Here is a 15,262-nt window from a genome sequence, read left to right as displayed (position 1 = left end):
CACAGGGCTTTCCACAATGGGGATAATTACACCCGTGTAATTGCCCTCATTGTGGCGGACAGGCGTGTACCCCCGCGGCGACGGACGCCGTTAGCGCCAGCGCGTGGTCATCAGGAATCCCACAAAGAGGATGCCGAAACCCACCAGAATGTTCCAGTTGTCGAGCTCGGGGACGGGCAGTTTCACGTCCCCGCTGACGTAGAACACAATGATCCAGGCGAGACCGATGAGCATGAGGCCGAACATGATCGGCTTGAACCAAACGGGGTTAGGAGCATCGTCACCCGTGCGAGCGGTCTGCGGTCGTTCGGGCTTCGTGCGAGTAGTCGGTCTGGCCATGCCCCAGATTCTAGCGTGAAAGCCTCTCCGCCCGGCCCGAGGGCCCGGGAGGCCGGGCGTGGGGGCGGTCTCGGTCACCTAGAATCGACTGCATGACTGGCGCGCCACATCCGAAAGGCTCCGGCGGCCCGCACCGTCTCAGCGTCATAGGGCTGCTTGGTGAATTGCTGATCACGGCCGGCGTGCTGGTGTTCCTCTTCCTGGGCTGGCAGTTGTGGCTGAACGACCTGGTGGTGGGTGCCCAGCAGGACAAGGCGGCGGTGCAGCTCGCGAAGAATTGGAGCGGTTCCGTACCCACGCGCACTCCACCAAAGGTGGAGAAGCCGGACTACGGACCACCGGTGGTTCCTGCCGCCCAGAGGAACGCAACGAAATTCGCGGTGCTCTACATTCCGCGATTCGGTTCTGACTACGCTCGCGCCATCGCGGAGGGCGTCGGAACGGGCGACGTTCTCGACAAGGGGATTCTCGGCCACTATCCCGACAGCCAGTTACCGGGGGCGATCGGCAACTTTGCCGTCGCGGGCCATCGCACCACTCATGGCGCCCCCCTCAAGCAGATTGCTAGCCTGAGGGTTGGCGACAAGATCTACGTACAGACCGCCGACGGGTACTTCACCTATGACTTCCGTGGGCTCGAGTATGTGAGGCCTACCGGCGTCGGCGTGATCGACGCGGTGCCCCAGAGTCCCGGTGTGGCGCCGACCGACCGCATCCTGACCATGACCAGTTGTAATCCGATGTTCTCCTCCTCCGAGCGCATCGTCGGCTACGCGGTTTTCGATTCGTGGCAGCCGACATCCGCCGGTCCTCCGGCCGAGATCGCGGCGACCGTGCAGGCGAGAGGATAGACGCATGTACGCGGCTCTTTGGCGGATCCTGCCCGGACCGGTGTGGTTGCGCATTTTGCAACTGATTCTGCTGTTGGCAGTGGTGCTCTTCCTGCTCGTCGCGTTCGTGTTCCCCTGGTTCAACGAATGGATCAACGTCAGTGAGGTTACGGTGAACACATGACACGCGTTCTTGTGATCGACAACTACGACAGCTTTGTGTACACGCTCAACGGCTATCTGCTGCAACTCGGCGCCGAGACGACGGTGCTGCGCAACGATGCCTTCGATGCGGATGAGGCTGCCGAGCGCATCGCGGAGTTCGACGCCGTGCTTTTGTCACCGGGACCTGGCACGCCGGCGGATGCCGGCGTCTCCATCCCCATCGTGCGCGCCGCGCTCGCCGCGGAGTCGCCGCTGCTCGGAGTGTGCCTCGGCCATCAGGCGATCGCGGAGGCTCTGGGCGCAACGGTCACCCACGCCGACGAGCTGATGCATGGTAAAACCTCGCTCATCACCCATGACGACAGCGATTTCTATGCCGGAGTGCCGCAGCCGTTCAACGCCACCCGGTACCACTCGCTCGCGGTAGTCGACTCGACCGTGCCGCCGGAGCTCGTGGTCACCTCCCGCACCCAGGGCGGCGTGATCATGGGTTTCCGTCACGAGAGCGCGCCGATGTTTGGTGTGCAGTTCCACCCGGAGTCGGTGCTCACCGAGGGCGGCTATTACATGCTCGCCAACTGGCTCGAAGTGGCGGGACTCGCGGGCGCGCGCGACGCGGCTAAGGGGCTGACGCCGCTCGTGAAGCTCACCTGATCGAGATTCTCAGCGCGCCCGCTCTCGCGGGGGCGACATCCGGGGGTCAGCCGCCGCTGCAGTAGGTGAGGTCTACGGACGAGCGCTGCGGCTGGTCACCCTTCGGGAGCGACTGGGCCGTCACCTTGGAGCCGCTGCAGTTCGGATCTGGCGTGTTGGTGACCGTAAGTTGCAAGGCCCTCAGTTGTGTATTCGCATCCGTGATCGCGAGCCCTGTCACCTCGGGAACCGTGACCAGACCATCCGAGACGACGATGTCGACGATGTCGCCCTCTTCCACGGAGGCGTTGCTCTCGGGACTGCTGCGGATGATGACGCCCGCGGGAATGCTGGGTGAGTGCTCCGTCGTGACCGCGCCCTCCTTGAGACCTCTCTGGGCGAGGGCGGCCTTCGCGGCATCCTCGGTGAGATTGGTCATCGCGGGAACCGTCACCTGGCTCTTGCCGAGAGAGACGTAGACCTGGATCGACTGGCCCGTCCCGACCTTGGTGCCGGCGACCGGTGTGGTGCGGATGATTGCGCCAGCGGGCACCGTCTTGCTCTGCTCCTGCACGCGGTCGGGTACGAGCTTGCGTGCCGTGAGTTCCTTAGCGCCCGAGTCGTAACTCTGCCCCACGATGGAGGGCACCCTGACCGACAGTCCGCTACTGAGTTCACTGCCGCTCGGCAGGTTGACCACCCAGAACACCACGGCGACGAGGATGACGAGAATCATCGCGATGCCCGCCCAGATCCACGCGACGGGCGGCCTCGTCTGAGTGCGCATGGCTCGATCGTCATCGCGCGACGCGAGCTGGCGCAGGGCGGCTTCCGAGCCCGCGGTCGCGCTGGGGCTCGCGCCGAACAGGGTGGCGTTGAAGTCGTTCGTCGGAAGCTTGCGAGTGGGCACTTCGCCGGCGGCCGCGGTCTCCAGGTCGTCCCTGAACTCCGAGGCCGTCTGGAATCGCTCGAACTTGTCTTTCGCCAGCGCGTGGAGCACGACGGCGTCGAGTGCTGGCGACACCTTGGGATTCAGGGTGCTCGGGGCAACCGGCGCCTCGCTGATGTGCTGGTACGCGACGGCGGCGGCGCGGTCCCCGCGGAACGGCGGTCGACCGGTGAGCAGCTCGAACAGCACGACACCCGTCGAGTACAGGTCGGTGCGTGCATCCACGGTCTCACCGCGGGCCTGCTCCGGCGAGAAGTACTGCGCCGTGCCGAGAACGGCGCTGGTGTCAGCGACCGTTGCCGAGTTATCCGAGACGGCGCGCGCAATGCCGAAGTCCATGACCTTGACCTGGCCATTCTGCGTGACCATGACGTTGCCTGGCTTGATGTCGCGGTGCACGAGCAGCGCGCGATGGCTGTATTCGAGCGCGGTGAGAATGCCCGCGACGATGCGCACGGCCTCCTTCGGCTCGAGCGGTCCCTCCGCGATGATGTCGCGCAGTAGGCGGCCGTCGACGTATTCCATGACGATGTACGGAACCTGCGTTTCGACACCGTTCGGCTCGCGGACGGTCTCCTCGCCCGCGTCGAAGACTCGAACGATCGTGGGGTGGGCCATCCTGGCGGCCTTCTGGGCCTCTTCACGGAACAGCACGCGGAACTTGGGATCGGTGGCGAGAGCCGGCTTTAGCAGCTTGATCGCCACCCGGCGACCGAGCCGGGAGTCAGTGCCGAGGTGCACATCGGACATCCCGCCGCGACCGATGAGGTCACCGACCTGGTATCTGCCAGCGAGCAGGCGGGTACCTTCAGTCACGTGCTATCTCCTGGTGGCGTGGGTGGACTACCTGCCAAGTGTAATGCGTGAAATTGGTGGGGGCTTCAGCCCGCGGGTGCGGGCGGCACCGTCAAGGTGACCCCGTCCGAGGGCGGAGACTTCGTCCCGGAGCACTGGGCAAGGTACTGCACAGTCGTCGTGCTGCCCGCCGGGTCGCTGGGCAGGGTGACCGTGACCTTGTTCTGATCCGGAGGAACCGGGTTCGCGGGCGTGTAGCTGACGGAGCCGGGCGATACCGCCACGGTGTAGGAGTCGAGCTTCGTGCCGTATTGGCACTGGAAGGGCGACCACGTGACGGTGACCTGCTGACCCGGCGTGTACGGTCCGGCGGGACTGGCGGTGGGTGTGGCAGGTTTCGCGGGCGTCGGCACGTCTCCATACAGGGTGACCGTGATCGTGGAACCCGGGTTGACCCATCCTGTGGGGTTCACGTCGTAGACGAGGCCGACCTGATCGGTGCTCTCGGCAGCCTTGCCCGTGTTGACCGCGGCGGAGAGCCCGAGCTTGTCGAGCGCGTCGCGCGCCTCGGCCTCCGTCTTGCCTTCGAAGTCGCTCTTGAGCACCTGAATACGGCTATTCGTCGGCGTGGCTTTTGGTGTCGGCGTCGGCGACTTCGACTGAGTGACGGTGGCGCTCGGTGACGACTTCGGCGGGCCGGGAGAGGCAAGGAGTGCGATGAGGGTACCGACGAGCACGACAAGGAGGATGCCGATGAGGGCAATGAGCGGCCACGTCCACGGGTTGCGGCCCTTGGACTGCGTGGTCTGTTCCGTGGTTGTGGTGGCGGTGGACGCCGCCATCGACGGCAGGATGCTGGTGGCCTGCGTGGCACCGTACCCTCCCGCCGCGGCACCGAATGCCACGGTGGCCGCGGTGGCGGTATCCGCCCCGGCCACGCCGGGAACTGCCGCGACTGCGGCGCCGACATCGCCGCGGCGGAGCGCCTGGGCGGCCCTGGCCAGGTGCTGGGCAGAGGCCGGTCGGTCGGCCGGGTTCTTCGCGATGCACGAATAGACGAGGTTGCGCACCGGCTCCGAGACCGTGACCGGGAGATCCGGCGCCTTCTCATTGATCTGCGCCATCGCGATAGCGACCTGCGACTCGCCCGTGAACGGACGGCGTCCCGCCAGTGCCTCGTAGGCGACGATGCCGAGCGAGTAGATGTCGGTGGTCGGCGAGGCGGGACGACCGCTCGCCTGCTCCGGGGAGAGGTACTGAACGGTGCCCATGACCTGGCCGGTGGCCGTGAGGGGAACCTGGTCGGCGATCCTGGCGATGCCGAAGTCGGTGATCTTGACCCGGCCATCCGGGGTTATCAGGAGGTTGCCGGGTTTGATGTCGCGGTGCACGAGGCCCGCGGAGTGTGCGGCGTGCAGGGCGGATGCGGTCTGGGCCACGATGTCGAGGACGCGGTCGGTCGAGAGGACGCGCTCACGCTCGAGGATGGTGGACAGCGCCTCGCCGGGCACGAGTTCCATGACGAGGTAGGCGCTGCCGTCCTCTTCGCCGTAGTCGAAGACGTTGGCGATTCCCTCGTGGTTCACGAGGGCCGCGTGCCTGGCCTCCGCGCGGAAGCGCTCGAGGAAGCCCGGGTCGCCCAGATACTCGTCTTTCAGGATCTTGATGGCGACGGTGCGCCCGATCACGAGGTCGGTCGCCTGCCAGACCTCGCCCATGCCGCCGATCGCGATTCGGCTGGAGAGTTGGTATCGTCCACCAAAAGTGAGGCCACTCGTGGGTCTCATTTGTTCAGCACCGCCTCTATGACTTTTCTCGCGATTGGCGCCGCAACCGCGTTGCCGAAACTGGTTCCGTTCTCAACAACGACCGCGACGGCGATTTGTGGGTCGATCGCTGGAGCGAAACCGGTGAACCAGAGGGTGTACTTTCGTCCCTCGCCGTTCTGTGCTGTTCCGGTCTTACCGGCTACATCGACTCCGTTTATTCTTGCATTACTGGCAGCACCATTGTTCACGTTGGCCACCATGAGTTGAGTGAGTGTCGCACTTGCCTGGTTGCTGATGGGCTGCCCCAGCTGCTTCTCCTGGTACGCCTGCACGGGCGTGAGGTTCGCGGCCATGATCGAGTCGACCAGCGTCGGCTTCATCAGCGTGCCGCCGTTCGCGATCGCCGCGGTGACCATGGCGACCTGCATCGGGGTGACCCGGTCTTCGTCCTGACCGAATGCGGAGAGCATCAGCTTCGCCTTATCCGAGTTGAGCGGGTAGGTGCTCGGTGTCACTGCCATGGGCACCGAGAGCTTCTCGCCGAAGCCATAGGCCTTCGCGTACTTCGCGATCTCAGCGGAACCGAGTGCCGCACCAAGCTGGGCGAACGGGATGTTGCAGCTGAGGCGGAGCGCCGTGGCGATCGTGACCGTGGGCGTCCCACCGCAGGTGCCGCCCTCGGCGTTCGTGATGGAGGTGCCGCTGCCGGGCAGCTTGAGCGTCGGTGGATTCGGGAACTCGCTCTCCGGGGTGTATTTGCCGCTGTCGATGGCGGCGGAGGCGACGACGAGTTTGAATACGGAACCGGGGTGATAGAGATCTCCGGCGATAGCCCGGTTGATCAGCGGTTTCGTCGGGTCGCTGAGCAACTTCTTGTAGTTGGAGATGACGGTGTTGGTGTCGTGGCTGGCGAGAAGGTTCGGGTCGTAGCCGGGCTTTGAGACCATCGCGAGGATGGCACCGGTCTTGGGATTGAGCGCGACGACGGCTCCGGAGTTGTCGCCGAGCGCATCCCAGGCGGCCTGCTGCGCCGCCGGGTTGATGGTCGTGGCAACCGCGGCGCCCTGCGGGTTCTTGCCACTCACGATGGAGTTCATCTTGTCGAGGAACTGGTCATTGTCGGTGCCGCTCAGGTAGTCGTTGAGCGCCCCCTCGATGCCCGTGTTGCCCTGGTTGAGGGTGAAGTACCCCGTGACGGCCGAATACAGATTCGGATTCGAATAGACCCTCTGGAAGTTGAACCGATCTTTCGAGGGCTCCGACTTGGCGATCGGCTGACCCGCAGCGAGGATCGGGCCACGCTCCGCTGAATAGCTGTCGTAGATTGTGCGCACGTTCCGTGGGTCGTTGCGCAGGCTGTCGGTCTGGAGGACGCCGACGACCGTGGTGGAGCACAGCAAGGTGACGAACATGAGCAGTACGGCGATGCTCACTCGTTTGAGTTCGCGATTCATGAGTCCACCACCAGCCTGGGTTGGTTGCGCACGGAGTCTGATAGCCGCAGCAGGAGTGCCGCGATGATCCAGTTCGCGACGAGGGAGGATCCGCCCGCCGCGAGGAACGGCGTGGTCAAACCGGTCAGCGGGATGACGCGCGTGATGCCGCCGATCACGATGAATACCTGGAGCGCCACGACGAAGGAGAGGCCGACGCCGAGGAGACGACCGAAGTCATCCTGCCCGGCGAAGCCGATGCGGAACCCGCGCGAGACGAACAGGAGGTAGAGCGCGAGGATGGCGAACAGGCCGGCGAGGCCGAGTTCCTCGCCGAGGCTCGCGACGATGTAGTCGCTTTCGGCGAGGGGCACGATGGCGGGTCTGCCCTCGCCGAGGCCAGTGCCGATGAGGCCGCCGTGGGCCAGACCGAAGAGTCCCTGCACGAGCTGGTAACTGCCGCCGTTCGATTCGTAGATCTTCTGGTTGAACGCGTCGAGCCAGGAGTCGAATCGGCCGGAAACGTAGCTGAGCAGACGACTCGCGAGCAGCGCACCGCCGAGGAACAGGCCGAGACCCAGCACAACCCAGCTTGCCCGACCGGTCGCGACGTAGATCATCACCAGGAAGAGGCCGAAGTAGAGGAGCGAGGTTCCGAGGTCACGCTGGAAGATCAGCACCACCATTGCGGCGGCCCAGATCACGAGGATCGGGCCGAGGTCGCGCGCGCGCGGGAACCGCATCCAGAGGAATTTCTTGCCCACCATCGACAGGCTGTCGCGGCTCGTGACGAGGTAGCCGGCGAAGAAGATCGCGAGGGCGATCTTGGCCAGCTCGCCCGGCTGGAAGGAGAATCCGCCGATCTCGATCCAGAGCCGCGCACCGAACTTGGTCGATCCGATCGCGGGCAGCATCGGCAGTAGGAGGAGCAGGATGCCGGTGAACATGGCGATGTAGCGGTAGCGCTGCAGCACCCGGTGGTTGCGGATGAGCACCACGACCGCGAGGGCGATGATCATGGCCATCGCCGTCCACGCCACCTGACGCACGCCCGCCGACTCCCAGCCGCTGAGGTGCTTGGAGATGTCGATGCGGTAGATCTCGGCGATGCCGATGCCATTGAGCAACGCGCTCACCGGGAGGATGAACGGGTCGGCCTGCGCCGCGACGAAGCGCAGCGCTATGTGGATGACCAGGCCGAGCAGGGCGAGCACCACGCCGAGCGCGATGGGACCGGCCTCGAGCCGGTGTAGCGCGCCGAGCTGCACGAGTGCGATCGCGCCGCAGTTGAGGATCGACGCGAAGATGAGCAGCAGCAGTTCGAGGTTGCGTTGCCTCGCCGGCACACGCAGCTTCAGCCGGATGGTGCTGGTGAAGGTATTGCGCTGACCGGCTTCGATCGGCGCTGCTACGGCGGCCGCGGGCTTAGTGGCTGGCATCGCTTAGTCGCTCGATAATGCTTTCGGCATCCTGCAGGTCAGTGGCGTTGATGGTTCCGGCGACGGTCTCGCGCGTAAACTCCGGGAGGTCCTTGAGCCTGACGCTCGTCTCCTGATAGATGCTGTGCATCGAGATCGGCCCGATGTTCTGCTGGATGCCGCGGTAGATCGCGACGGTCTGCCCGTTCGGGCCGACGTAGTAGCGCGACTGCGTCCACTGGTAGGCGAGCACAAGCGCGACGACGATGGCGATCACGGCCAGCGAAACAGCCACCAGCCAGGTGATGCGGCGGTTACGTGCGCGCAGTCGATCTTCGAGGATGAGTTCGTCGAGGTATTCGTCCGACTCCGGCTCGAAATGGGCGTCTTCGTGCTGGGTCGACTTGAGCGGATGCAGCAGTAGCGTCGGCAGGCGTAGCGAACGGCGGCCCGATTCGCCTTCGAACGACAACGGCACCGACGCCGACCCCACCACGACGGGCGGGTTCGAGCCGGAATCCGTCGACTCGTCGATGTCGACGATGACGATGGTGACGTTGTCGGGGGCGCCCTGGTCGAGGCTTTCCTTGATGAGTTTCTCTGCCGCGGTCTGCGCCACTGGTTCGGTGGCGAGCACCGCCTCGATCTTCTCGTCCGCGACGTAGCTGCTCAGGCCGTCGGAGCAGAGCAGCCAGCGATCGCCGGGCTTGGTGTCGAGGATGGTGGTGTCGATTTCGGGCGAGGAATCCACATCCCCCAGCACTCGCATCAGCACTGAGCGCCTCGGGTGCACCGCCGCCTCCTCCGGCGTGATGCGGCCGCTGTCGACGAGTCGCTGCACGAAGGTGTGGTCGGCACTGATCTGGGTGAGAACGCCCTCTCGAAAGAGGTAGATGCGCGAGTCGCCAATGTGCGCAAGGGCGAGCTTGTGGCCTACGCGAAGGAGGGCGCTGACCGTGGTGCCCATTCCGGTGAGCTCCGGATGCTCGAACACTGTCTCGGCGAGCAGCGAGTTGGCCGCAATGAGCGAAGCCTGCAGAGCGAACTCCGCGTCGTGCGCCGAGGAATAGCTCTTGTCGGTCTCCATGATGCGCGTGAGGGCAATGGCCGAGGCGACATCCCCGCCGGCATGACCGCCCATGCCATCGGCAACGACGAAGAGTTGCCGACCCGCGTATCCGCTGTCCTGATTATTGGCGCGAATCTTTCCGACATGGGTGACGGCGGCGCTCTTACCCGTAGTGGCCATTCACCTACCGCCGAAGTTCGAAACTGGTCGTACCAATTCTGACCGGAGTGTTCAGGGGCACCGGGGTCGGCACCGTCACGCGGGCACCGTCGAGGAAGGTGCCGTTAGTCGAGTCTAGGTCTTGGATAACCCAGCCATCGTTCCAGAGCATGAGCCTGGCGTGATGCGTGGACGTGTAGTCGTCACGGATGATGAGACCGCTCTCGCTGGAGCGCCCGATGGTCAGCGGCTCCTTTCCGAGGGGGAGCTCCTGGCCCTCCTTGGAGCCGGACGTGATGACGAGACGGGTCGCGTCGACGCTCTTTTCGCCGCCCATCGTGCCGCGGAAGGCTTTCGCGGCCGTGACCGGCGCCGTGGGCGCCGAGGGGGATGCGGGAGTGGGAGGGCGAGTGGGAGCCGGGGTCGCGGGGAATAGCGCGGGCGACGATTGGTCAGCCGGCATCCGCTTGACGCGTTGACCGAAAAGGTCGGTGCGGAGGGTGTAGACCACGACGAACACGAAGGCCCAGAGGAGTAGGAGAAACCCGAACCTCAGAACCAGCAGTGTCAGTTCGCTCACCGGAGCCCACCCCGTCGATCGTCACCGTGCTGTTGATTTCGAAGGTCTGCGAACTGATCGACATCGGCGGATTGGGCGAGCACCCGGAAAACGATACGGGTTCTGCCGATGGAAATGACGGAATCCGGCTGAAGTGGCGCCTTTGTGACCGGCGCACCATTGAGCTGGGAACCGTTGGTCGAGCCGAGGTCATTGACCTGGGCGCGCGAGCCGTCCCACAGAACCTCGACGTGCTTGCGTGAGATGCCGCTGTCGTCGACGGTGATGTCTGCCTCGCTGCCGCGGCCGATGATGGTGCGGGACTTGGTGAGCGGATAGCGCTTGCCTGCGATGTCGAGCACCGGCGTCCAGGAGATGTCGCCCTTGACGTTCACGGATTCGAGCTCGACCATTCCCTCGGTCAGCGAAGGATCATTGGCGAGGCTGATCGAGATGCCTCCGGCGAACTGGTAGTGCTGGGCGGCCGCGTGCTGTTGCACGAGTCCGATGAGCTCGTCGATGAGCGCCTCGCCGAGCCCGGTCATCCGCTCGTAGTCCCCACTGGAGAGCCGAACGGTGAACTTATTCGGCACGAGGATGCGGTCCCGAGCGACGACGACAGCCTTGGTATCGAGTTCCCTGCGCAGGGCCGCGGTGATCTCGATGGGCTGCAGTCCCGACTTGAAGGTCTTAGCGAAGGCGCCATTGACCGCCCGCTCAAGACCTCTTTCGAAGCTGTCCAGAATGCCCACGAATCTCCTGCCCCACCTTGCGCTTGACTATGTAGATGTTAGTGGGCGGGTCTGGGCACTGGCGGAATGTGGTGTCGGAACCCATCGAGAAGCTGCGCGAGCGGCCTCGACGGCCCCAGAGGAAACGGCGTGGCCCGCGCGCTGTGGTAATGTCGCTAGGTCTGCGCGAGTGGCGAAATTGGCAGACGCGCACGGTTCAGGTCCGTGTGCCCGTGAGGGCATGGGGGTTCAAGTCCCCCCTCGCGCACGAAGGGTCGGCAGCTCACCGAATGAGACTGCCCAGCCCGTACGACACGAAAGGCCCCCGAGTGCTCGGGGGCCTTTGGTCTTCCTGATGGCCGCGTTACTTGGATCGCCAGCCGAAACGGGACTTGGGGGTGGATGTCTCCACCTTCTTCTGCACCTCGCGGCGCTGAGTGCGCTGCTGGCTCTTCACGAGCTCCTCGGGGATGAAGGAGAAGTAGGAGCACTTCTGGCAGAGACGAAGGTAGTGGTGCTTGGCCAGGCCGACACCGTAAGACGGGTTGTGGAAGGTCTTCATCCATCCGTCGCATCGCGGGCAAGGGAAGGCTCGACGGAACTGTTCCGGGATACTCGGTAGGTTGTCGCCGTTGGCGGCGCTTGGCAGTGACATCGGAGTGCTCAGTAGAGGGTCAAGCAGAGACGCTATGACCGTGCGTTTCGTAGCGATGGCGGACCGAGGTGAACGGTCCGTGGATGTCGACGACACCGTTGCATCCGGCGGGTTCGAAGTGGATGCTCAGAAGCTGGCGCTGGTCGTTGTCTTCGTCTACGAGGAGAACGCGAGTGCGAACCGAGAGGGAAGCGTGGTGGCCCATGACGTTTGCAATTCCTGTGAGGTGAGACCATCGGGGTTCCGACGGCCGCCGGCTGCATGAAAAAGTCTTCGGGCCAATTCGTCTTGCTTCCGTTCGGACAAGACTAATCTGTACGCGACGATCTGCCCAGCGAAATGGGGCTAATTGGATTAATTTCCTCTCAGTCTCCTTGCGGTCGGCGGGTCGAACCCTCCGCATCCTCGCACCACCGTGCTGCTACTGTGGCGCGAAAAGGAAGGTGGGACGGTGTTCAGCGCAGCGGACGAGCACGTCGTGGCGATCACGCAGACGGTATGGCTGTGGTCCACGGCGGCCACATTCGCGCTGTTCCTCGTGGCCATCTTCATTCTCTGGGGGTTCCGAGAGAGGATGCCGGCGTCACGCCTCGTGCTGTGGATCGTCGTCATCGTGCTGGTGCCGATTGCGGGGCCCATCCTGTGGTTCGTGCTGGGACGACGCCGCTACCCGTCCCCGCCCGCGGCCACGTTCGCGAGCGCGCCCCCTATCCGTGCGACTCGAGGTGATCGATCAGGCGGATGACCAGGTCGGCATCCCCACGCGCGCTCGCAATTGCGCGCGCATTGTCCTCGTCCGACCCGCGGGCCCTCGCGTAGGCCACTTCTGCGGTCGTGCCGAACCGTCTGTGCCGAGCGGTCAGGCGCTCGATTCTGATGTCGTTCGCCAGCTCGAGGTACCAGGTCTCGTCGAGCAGCTGACGAAGATCGCGCCAGCCCGATTCACGAGAGAGAAGGTAGTTGCCCTCAGTAATGACGATGCGGTGCTGGCGCGTCACGGCGATCGCCCCTGCGACAGGCTCTCCGATCGCGCGATCGAAGGCCGGCGCGTAGGTGACGTCCTCCGCATCGGCCCGGAGCCGGGCCATCAGGGTGAGGTAACCGGCGACGTCGAAGGTGTCGATAGCGCCACGACGATCCACATGCTCCGGCGAGGCGAGTGCGGTCGTGGCTATGTGGAAGCCATCCATGGGTACGACGATGGCCTCGTCGCCGACGAGGGATGCGAGACGCTCCGCGAGAGTCGATTTGCCCGCGCCCGGAGCGCCGCAGATGCCCAGCAGGAGTCGCCGGTCGGCCCGGAGGATGAGACCGAGTCTCTCGACGAGGCTCGAGAGATCCGTGCCGACGTCGATGGAGTCCCTGTGTTCGGCTGCGGTCATCGCGCACCGGCGCCAGGTACGGAGTGCTCGAGCGTCACGGTCGGGCCACTGGTATCTCGCCGGATCCGCGTGGGATGAGTCGTGTCGGGACCGTGTAGGTCTGCTCGGCCTGTGAATCACCGGCCAGTCGGGCGAACAGTCGCTCGGCCGCGAGAGCGCCAATGCGGCGCGGGTCTTGTGAGACGACGCTGATTCCCGGCTCTAGCAGGTCGGCAAGCTCGAAGTCGTCGAAGCCGACGAGGGCGATCGATCGGTGCATGTTCCGATCACGTAATGCACGGATCGCCCCGATGGTGACGAGGTCTTGTCCACCGAAGACCGCCGTGGGAGGATTCGGGCTGTCCAGCAAGGCCGTCATCGCGGTGCGAGCGCGCTCCTCGTTGTAAAGGCCCTCGACGATGGTGGCGTCGTTCGTGGAAATGCCCGCGCGCCCCAGCTCGTCGAGGAAGCCGCGTCGCCGCTCCCGTGCCGTTTGGATCTCCGGCCGGTCGCCAAGGAACGCGATGCGACGGTGGCCGTGCTCGATGAGGTGTCGTGTGGCCGCCGATCCACCGGCGGCGTTGTCGCTGACCACGGCATCCGCATCGATTCCGACCGGTTCCCGGTCGACGAACACGAATCTGGTGCCGCGCTCCTGCTCGGGGATCAGATACGACTGATTTTTGCTGGCCGTGGTGAGGATGAGCCCGTCGACTCGACGCCGGAGGAACGTGGAGACGATGGCGAGTTCGCGGTCCGCGTCGTCATCGAGGCTCGACGCGAACACGGCGACCCCGTGCGCGGATGCGGCGTCTTCGATTGCGCGGTGTACTGCGCCGGCAAAGGGGTTGCCCACGTTTCCGACGAGCAGCCCAATCGTCTTGGTCTGCCGATCGCTGCGGCGAAGGTTGCCCGCGTGCGGGTCCGGCATGTAGTGAAGGCTCTGGGCTGCTGCCCGCACTCTGGCCGTGGTCTCTTCGGAGACATTGGGCTCGCCGTTGATGACACGAGAGACCGTCTTGATGCCCACGCCGGCGAGTGCGGCGACGTCGCGCATCGTGGGTCGCTGCGCAGCAATCGCGTGTTGCGAATCTGACAACGGTGTCACGATTAGGCCTCCAAAATCCAGTGTGGCTTGACTCTAACGGGTGATTGCTTTACACATATCTAATGACATCGTTGTCAGGCATGCAAATGCCCCAAGGGAAGAGAGAATTCAATGTTGAATCGCGCTGCACCGCCATTCGCTAAGAGCGTCGTGGCTGCATGTTCCATCGCCATGCTCGCGGCACTGGGCATGACGGGGTGCTCATCGACTGGCTCGAACTCCGGTTCGGGAGACGCTTCGGGTGATGTGGGTATCTCGCTCATCGTCAAGACCACCACGAACCCCTACTTCGTAGCCATGGATGACGCGGCAAAGGCCGCCGCAGCGAAGGACGGGGTCAAACTCACCCTCGCCGCGGGCAAGAAGGACGGCGACGCGGCAACCCAGATTCAGGCGATCGAAGACTCGATCTCCCGTGGCGACAAGGGCATCCTGATCACGCCCATCGATGAGACCGTGAATACCGCCATCGCGAAGGCGCGCAAGGCCGGCATCTACGTGATTGCGCTCGACACCGCGCCGAATCCTGCCGATGCCGTGGACATCACCTTCGCGACCGACAACCGCGCCGCGGGCGAGGCGATCGGCAAGTGGACTGCCGCCCAGCTCGACGGCAAGAAGGCGATCATCGGACTCGTCGACCTGTTCAGCAACCAGGTTGCGACCGTCGACTACGACCGCGACCAGGGCTTCCTCAAGGGGATGGGCATCGACGTGAACAACCCGAACAAGAACGGCGACGAGGCTGCGACGGGCAAGTACACCGGCGGCAAGGGCGGCGACTACGTGATCGCCGGTAGTCAGGCGTCGAACGGCGACCAGGCAGACGGTCGTACGGCCATGGAGACTCTGCTCTCGAAGAATCCGAAGATCAACGTCGTGTACGCCATCAACGAGCCGGCGGCGTACGGCGCGTACCAGGCGCTCAAGGCACACGGCACCGAGAAGGACACCCTGCTGGTGACCATCGACGGTGGGTGCACCGGCGTCAAGCAGGTCGGCGAGGGCATCTTCGGCGCGACCAGCCAGCAGTATCCGTCCAAGATGGCACAACTCGGCATGAAGGCGATCGTGAAGCTGACTAAGACCGGTCACAAGCCCTCGACATCCGATGGCCTGGACTTCTTCAACACCGGTTCCCAGCTTGTCACGGACAAGGCGGTGCCCGGATTGAAGAGCATCAGCAGCAGCGAAGGCTCCAAGATCTGCTGGGGCAAGTAGCACGCAAGCACAACAGGAGGCGGCGGGTGCTATATCTCCCCGCCGCCTCCTCCTCATACAGTGAAGAC

17 protein-coding genes and 1 tRNA gene are annotated in these 15,262 nt (G+C 64.6%); 6 read left to right on the top strand and 12 right to left on the bottom strand.

All coding sequences use genetic code 11. The features are described 5' to 3' along the window. Positions 1-90: 90 nt before the first annotated feature. The gene (locus tag ABUA37_RS10325; protein ID WP_349899112.1) at positions 91-339 is read right to left on the bottom strand and encodes a cell division protein CrgA; all 249 of its coding nucleotides are present in this window, start codon (positions 337-339) and stop codon (positions 91-93) included. Positions 340-431: 92 nt separating this feature from the next. On the opposite strand from ABUA37_RS10325, the gene ABUA37_RS10320 reads away from it, so the two are divergent. Genes ABUA37_RS10320 through ABUA37_RS10310 form a run of 3 tightly spaced genes read left to right on the top strand, consistent with a single transcriptional unit; the run spans position 432 to position 1,988 of the window. Further along, positions 432-1,190 (top strand): class E sortase, encoded by a 759-nt coding sequence (locus ABUA37_RS10320; protein WP_349899111.1) that lies wholly within the window; start codon positions 432-434, stop codon positions 1,188-1,190. 4 nt (positions 1,191-1,194) lie between these two features. After that, positions 1,195-1,353 carry a hypothetical protein gene (locus ABUA37_RS10315; protein WP_349899110.1) on the top strand — a complete coding sequence of 53 codons (159 nt, stop codon included), beginning with the start codon at positions 1,195-1,197 and terminating at the stop codon, positions 1,351-1,353. Continuing rightward, positions 1,350-1,988, top strand: coding sequence for an anthranilate synthase component II (locus ABUA37_RS10310; RefSeq protein WP_349899109.1), 639 nt, complete (start codon positions 1,350-1,352; stop codon positions 1,986-1,988). The genes ABUA37_RS10315 and ABUA37_RS10310 overlap by 4 nt, the downstream gene beginning before the upstream one ends. 46 nt (positions 1,989-2,034) lie before the next feature. On the opposite strand, the gene pknB is transcribed toward ABUA37_RS10310, so the two are convergent. The 7 genes from pknB to ABUA37_RS10275 all read right to left on the bottom strand — a co-directional run bounded on the left by pknB (position 2,035) and on the right by ABUA37_RS10275 (position 10,870). After that, positions 2,035-3,732, bottom strand: coding sequence for a Stk1 family PASTA domain-containing Ser/Thr kinase (gene pknB / locus ABUA37_RS10305; RefSeq protein WP_349899108.1), 1,698 nt, complete (start codon positions 3,730-3,732; stop codon positions 2,035-2,037). Positions 3,733-3,797: 65 nt separating this feature from the next. Next, on the bottom strand, positions 3,798-5,498 hold the full coding sequence (locus tag ABUA37_RS10300) for a protein kinase domain-containing protein (protein ID WP_349899107.1): 1,701 nt from the start codon (positions 5,496-5,498) through the stop codon (positions 3,798-3,800). After that, positions 5,495-6,934: a peptidoglycan D,D-transpeptidase FtsI family protein gene (locus ABUA37_RS10295; protein ID WP_349899106.1), complete on the bottom strand. Its 1,440-nt coding sequence runs from the start codon at positions 6,932-6,934 to the stop codon at positions 5,495-5,497. Before ABUA37_RS10295 ends, ABUA37_RS10300 begins: the two co-directional genes overlap by 4 nt. Further along, positions 6,931-8,352 carry an FtsW/RodA/SpoVE family cell cycle protein gene (locus ABUA37_RS10290; protein WP_349899105.1) on the bottom strand — a complete coding sequence of 474 codons (1,422 nt, stop codon included), beginning with the start codon at positions 8,350-8,352 and terminating at the stop codon, positions 6,931-6,933. Before ABUA37_RS10290 ends, ABUA37_RS10295 begins: the two co-directional genes overlap by 4 nt. Beyond that, complete coding sequence (locus ABUA37_RS10285) at positions 8,339-9,580, bottom strand: PP2C family protein-serine/threonine phosphatase (protein WP_349899104.1); 1,242 nt, start codon at positions 9,578-9,580, stop codon at positions 8,339-8,341. Before ABUA37_RS10285 ends, ABUA37_RS10290 begins: the two co-directional genes overlap by 14 nt. Positions 9,581-9,584: 4 nt before the next feature. After that, positions 9,585-10,139 carry an FHA domain-containing protein FhaB/FipA gene (locus ABUA37_RS10280; protein WP_349899103.1) on the bottom strand — a complete coding sequence of 185 codons (555 nt, stop codon included), beginning with the start codon at positions 10,137-10,139 and terminating at the stop codon, positions 9,585-9,587. Beyond that, the gene (locus ABUA37_RS10275; protein WP_349899102.1) at positions 10,136-10,870 is read right to left on the bottom strand and encodes a DUF3662 and FHA domain-containing protein; all 735 of its coding nucleotides are present in this window, start codon (positions 10,868-10,870) and stop codon (positions 10,136-10,138) included. The genes ABUA37_RS10280 and ABUA37_RS10275 overlap by 4 nt, the downstream gene beginning before the upstream one ends. Positions 10,871-11,033: 163 nt before the next feature. Between ABUA37_RS10275 and ABUA37_RS10270 the strand changes: the two genes are divergently transcribed. Then, positions 11,034-11,117, top strand: a tRNA-Leu gene (locus ABUA37_RS10270). 96 nt (positions 11,118-11,213) lie between these two features. Here ABUA37_RS10270 and ABUA37_RS10265 read toward each other — a convergent pair. Together ABUA37_RS10265 and ABUA37_RS10260 are read right to left on the bottom strand one after the other, a co-directional pair. After that, the gene (locus ABUA37_RS10265; protein WP_349899101.1) at positions 11,214-11,411 is read right to left on the bottom strand and encodes a hypothetical protein; all 198 of its coding nucleotides are present in this window, start codon (positions 11,409-11,411) and stop codon (positions 11,214-11,216) included. 112 nt (positions 11,412-11,523) lie between these two features. Next, entirely contained in the window at positions 11,524-11,709 is a 186-nt protein-coding gene (locus ABUA37_RS10260) for a hypothetical protein (protein ID WP_349899100.1), read from the bottom strand. A gap of 246 nt (positions 11,710-11,955) precedes the next feature. Here ABUA37_RS10260 and ABUA37_RS10255 point away from each other — a divergent pair, with 246 nt between their 5' ends. After that, the gene (locus ABUA37_RS10255) at positions 11,956-12,249 is read left to right on the top strand and encodes a PLDc N-terminal domain-containing protein (protein ID WP_349899099.1); all 294 of its coding nucleotides are present in this window, start codon (positions 11,956-11,958) and stop codon (positions 12,247-12,249) included. Here ABUA37_RS10255 and ABUA37_RS10250 read toward each other — a convergent pair. After that, on the bottom strand, positions 12,212-12,886 hold the full coding sequence (locus ABUA37_RS10250; RefSeq protein WP_349899098.1) for a nucleoside/nucleotide kinase family protein: 675 nt from the start codon (positions 12,884-12,886) through the stop codon (positions 12,212-12,214). The genes ABUA37_RS10255 and ABUA37_RS10250 overlap by 38 nt on opposite strands. A 34-nt stretch (positions 12,887-12,920) precedes the next feature. After that, positions 12,921-13,922 (bottom strand): LacI family DNA-binding transcriptional regulator, encoded by a 1,002-nt coding sequence (locus ABUA37_RS10245; protein ID WP_349899097.1) that lies wholly within the window; start codon positions 13,920-13,922, stop codon positions 12,921-12,923. A gap of 162 nt (positions 13,923-14,084) precedes the next feature. Between ABUA37_RS10245 and ABUA37_RS10240 the strand changes: the two genes are divergently transcribed. Continuing rightward, positions 14,085-15,194, top strand: a complete 1,110-nt coding sequence (locus ABUA37_RS10240; RefSeq protein WP_407075369.1) for a substrate-binding domain-containing protein — start codon at positions 14,085-14,087, stop codon at positions 15,192-15,194. Positions 15,195-15,262: the final 68 nt, after the last annotated feature.

This window comes from Parafrigoribacterium soli (assembly GCF_040227235.1).
GTDB classification, from domain to species: Bacteria; Actinomycetota; Actinomycetes; order Actinomycetales; family Microbacteriaceae; genus Parafrigoribacterium_A; species Parafrigoribacterium_A soli.
Note: the sequence above shows the minus strand (reverse complement) of the source record. Positions and strands in the feature narration are given on the sequence as shown.